Origin of the sequence: Desulfosarcina sp. (assembly GCF_041551955.1) — a bacterium.
Classification (GTDB): Bacteria; Desulfobacterota; Desulfobacteria; order Desulfobacterales; family Desulfosarcinaceae; genus Desulfosarcina.
On sequence record NZ_JBFELV010000508.1, the window covers coordinates 1 to 3,381 of the forward strand.

4 protein-coding genes are annotated in these 3,381 nt (G+C 49.7%); all 4 read right to left on the reverse strand.

The genetic code is table 11. The features are described 5' to 3' along the window. Positions 1-649 precede the first annotated feature (649 nt). Positions 650-1,222 (reverse strand): flavin reductase family protein, encoded by a 573-nt coding sequence (locus tag ABYV26_RS23270; RefSeq protein WP_372683743.1) that lies wholly within the window; start codon positions 1,220-1,222, stop codon positions 650-652. 265 nt (positions 1,223-1,487) lie between these two features. Then, the gene (locus ABYV26_RS23275) at positions 1,488-1,766 is read right to left on the reverse strand and encodes a hypothetical protein (protein ID WP_372683744.1); all 279 of its coding nucleotides are present in this window, start codon (positions 1,764-1,766) and stop codon (positions 1,488-1,490) included. 24 nt (positions 1,767-1,790) lie between these two features. Continuing rightward, on the reverse strand, positions 1,791-2,858 hold the full coding sequence (locus ABYV26_RS23280; RefSeq protein WP_372683745.1) for a DUF362 domain-containing protein: 1,068 nt from the start codon (positions 2,856-2,858) through the stop codon (positions 1,791-1,793). Between the two features lie 110 nt (positions 2,859-2,968). Further along, on the reverse strand, positions 2,969-3,381 hold a 413-nt coding region (locus ABYV26_RS23285; RefSeq protein WP_372683746.1), incomplete at its 5' end, for a cytochrome b.

The following is a 3,381-nucleotide window of genomic DNA, read 5'->3' on the forward strand; positions in this document are numbered from 1 at the left end:
CAATTGAAGGCAGGGTCAAAAAAGGGCCTTGCCTTTTTTTAATGATTCCTCCAAATATTCATCAGTAAGCCTCGATTATAGATATCCACATTCCGGTGATCCGAAATCATTCAAGGGCTTGGTACAGATAACAATACCATATTTCAGTTTTAGCCCAATTTCAGATTGATTGAGATAATCGGTGTTCTGTTGACCATTAAAAATCCAGTGATCGGATGATACCAAAAAGGGTAACGTTTTACCTTTTACTTTTCACCTTGTCCACCACCTGGCGAACATCTCCTAAACATCATTTGCCCTTTGGATTTTTTATTCCGCATTGGCAATTACCAAATTTCTTTTCTGTTTGGATTTTTTCCATTATCGTGGATTTTCCGTTATCTTGATAATCTTTTTGGATATCATGAACGGAGTATTCGAAACAGTAACAAATTAAATCGTTCACCTTTTTTTCCCTCAACGTGTCATTTTTCAGCGTAATGATTTATATTGAGAGCGTCTTTGTTACACGGTCATTGCCCAAGCTGGTGATCAATTGGAGGTATCAAACCCAGATTTTCACTCGTAAAACAGGAATTACAACTCCCCCTGGGTTCACTTTATTAAAATCCTTTGTTTGTTGACGATACATTAGGTTTTGTAAACGATATTACTTGCGTTTAACTTTATATCTTTTACCAATATTCCAAGCTTTGGCCACCTGTTGTCCAAGGCGCCAATAAGAAGTGTCCGGTTGGGAAAGTATCAAAGGTTTCATTTTTCTAAAATCCAATTTGCCATCAGTCAGAAATTTCTCTTCTGTGTAGGTTCCCACAATTTCACCAATGAATATTTCATTTGGACCACTTTCAACAATTTCCACCAGCTTACATTCCATGCATAATGGACAGTCTCTGATCAGCGGGGCTGTTTTCAACTCCCCATAAAAAAGATCAAAAATTTCCGATTTATCGGATTTTTTACCTGAGACAATTCCGCAATAATCAGTTATTTCGACCATATCCTCCGAAGGCAAGCAAACGCTAAAGGTTTTATTTTCCTTTATTCCAGGATTAGTATGATGGCCCTTCCCAAGGGAAATGGCAATTCTTGGTGGTTTATAACTCGCCATGGTAAACCATGCCACGGCCAAAAAATTCGGTTTGCCCTCCACATGTGCACCAACAAGCGAAACAGGCATGGGATATGCGGGTATAGTTGATCCTAAGTTGATCTTATCCATTACATGTAACCTCCCGTTGTATTGTCGACTTGGTGATACATTGAGAGTAGCTTCCAAATCGCATCCTTGTCAAATGCTGGGATAGATGCTCCTCTGATCAGAGGTAAAATTTTCATGGCCGAGCAAATACGCGATGGCTATCGCATAAAAACGGCCCCCTCCGCTTCGTGTGTTTACTGGTGCTCTTGCCAGTATGTCCCTAAGCAACCGGATTATATGTAAATTACAAGCACCACTACATATGGGAAATGGCAGCGTTTCCAGTTCATTGCAGATTACATTTGGAAAAAGAATCTATCACAGAAATGAGGCGACCTGAGATGAGCGGAACGGCCACATCCCGATAAACCGGCGACCCGACAAAAAGACAATCGTCTGCATCGGCAGTTTTCAGCAATTCGATGAAAGGGGAAGGATCCTGACCGGCACTTAAATCCAGCAGGTGGATGCTGACGGATCTCTCTTCAAGGGCATCGGCGATGACCCGGGCCACATGGCCGGTGGACCCGGCCGGCGAGCAGAAGGCGAGATAGGCGTTCTTCATTCCGGGTTTTCCCTGTTGTGCGTATTACTGCAGGACCATGGCCTTTTCCGGGCAAATCTCCTGGCAGCAAAAGCAGGTTACGCAAAGGCCCATGTCCACCTGGGGCAAATCTTCGGGCATGGACAGCGCCTGGGCGGGACACTGCTCCACACAGGTGCCGCAGGCCGTGCAGCCGTCTGGATCCGCCCGGGGCGTGAGCCGGGTTTTGCTTTCCAACATCTCCTGAACGGCTGCATTGTCCTGGATGGCCTCGCCGCCCAATGGCGGCAGCTTAAAATTATCCAATTGCGCCAGATTGCCGTCGATTCGAATCTCCTCCAAGTTCCAGGCGCCCAGACCGGCTTCGGCGGCTCTCCTGAGAAATCGCAGCCGACTTGGATCCAGTCCCATCATGGCCGCCATGACCGCGTCTACGGCCACGGCGTTGTCCCCAGCCAGAATCAGGCCGATCTCGCGCAGTTCCGGCGAGGCCGGGCCGTTGCCCTCCATGCCCACGACCGCATCGACGATGAACAGGTCCGGGACACGCAGCCTGAACACCTCCACCACCAGATCGTGAAACCGGGATGGATTACCGGCGAGCTTGTGCAACCTGGCCTTCTGTGCGCCGGGCAGGATACCGTAGCTGTTCTTGATGGCGCCGGTCATGACCGTAAGTCCGTGGGTTTTGAACTTGGGCAGACTGATGACGATGTCTGCATCGACGATGGCACGAGAAACGTTCACCGTCTCCACGAAATCAGGGTGAAAGGGCAAAGAAACCGCATCTAAACCGATGTTGCGGTAAGTGCCACGGGCGGCGGCCATGAGACCGGTCTGCTCGAAGGCTGCCTCATTGGCGCCGTAGCTGAAAAGGCCGGGATTGTCACCCACGACAATCGAAGCCGGACCCATGGTTTGCACTTTTTCGACCACCGCAGCCAGTACGGCCGGATGGGTGACAATTCCCTCGGCGGCCTTTGATCCCCGCAGCACGTTGGGCTTGATAACGACCTGTTTATTTTTAAGATCCTGGGGAAACAAATCAAAGGCATGGTCTATCGCCCCACGGACGGTCTCGTAGCTTGCCGGATGGATCATGACCTGATGCATGACATGGCTCCTCTTTCCGCATAAAAATTGAAATCTGAATGTACGTTTACCATGGCCCAACGGGATTCTATGGCTTGCCTGAAAGCGGATCGGTTTTTTTTACGAATCCGTCACCCGAAGAGCATGCGCCTCAGCGTCCGATCCCGATCGACAAAGTGATGTTTCAACGCGGCCGCAACATGGATGACAATGAAGGTCGCAAGCAGGGCGGCGGTCACGCCGTGAGCCTCCCGCAAGAAATTTCCCAGCGACGAACTTTGCCATACCAACGGAGGCAGTCTGAAGATTCCAAAAACGGAGACCGGATAGCCATAGGCCTGGGACATGAGGATGCCCACCAGCGGCTGGAGGAGCAGCAACACATACAAAAAAATATGTACCAGGTGGGCGATGTAGTTCAGCACGGGGATGCTGCCCAGGTCGCGCGGTTGTGGATTGGCACGACGCCAGGCGATGCGGCCGACCATCAGCACAAGGATGACGACGCCGATAGACTTGTGGCCGGCCATCGCAACGGCCTTAA

Excerpts from the sequence above, each read along its gene's own strand:
- ABYV26_RS23270 (WP_372683743.1), bottom strand. The coding sequence starts at position 1,222 with ATGGATAAGATCAACTTAGGATCAACTATACCCGCATATCCCATGCCT.
- ABYV26_RS23275 (WP_372683744.1), bottom strand. The coding sequence starts at position 1,766 with ATGAAGAACGCCTATCTCGCCTTCTGCTCGCCGGCCGGGTCCACCGGC.
- ABYV26_RS23280 (WP_372683745.1), bottom strand. The coding sequence starts at position 2,858 with ATGCATCAGGTCATGATCCATCCGGCAAGCTACGAGACCGTCCGTGGG.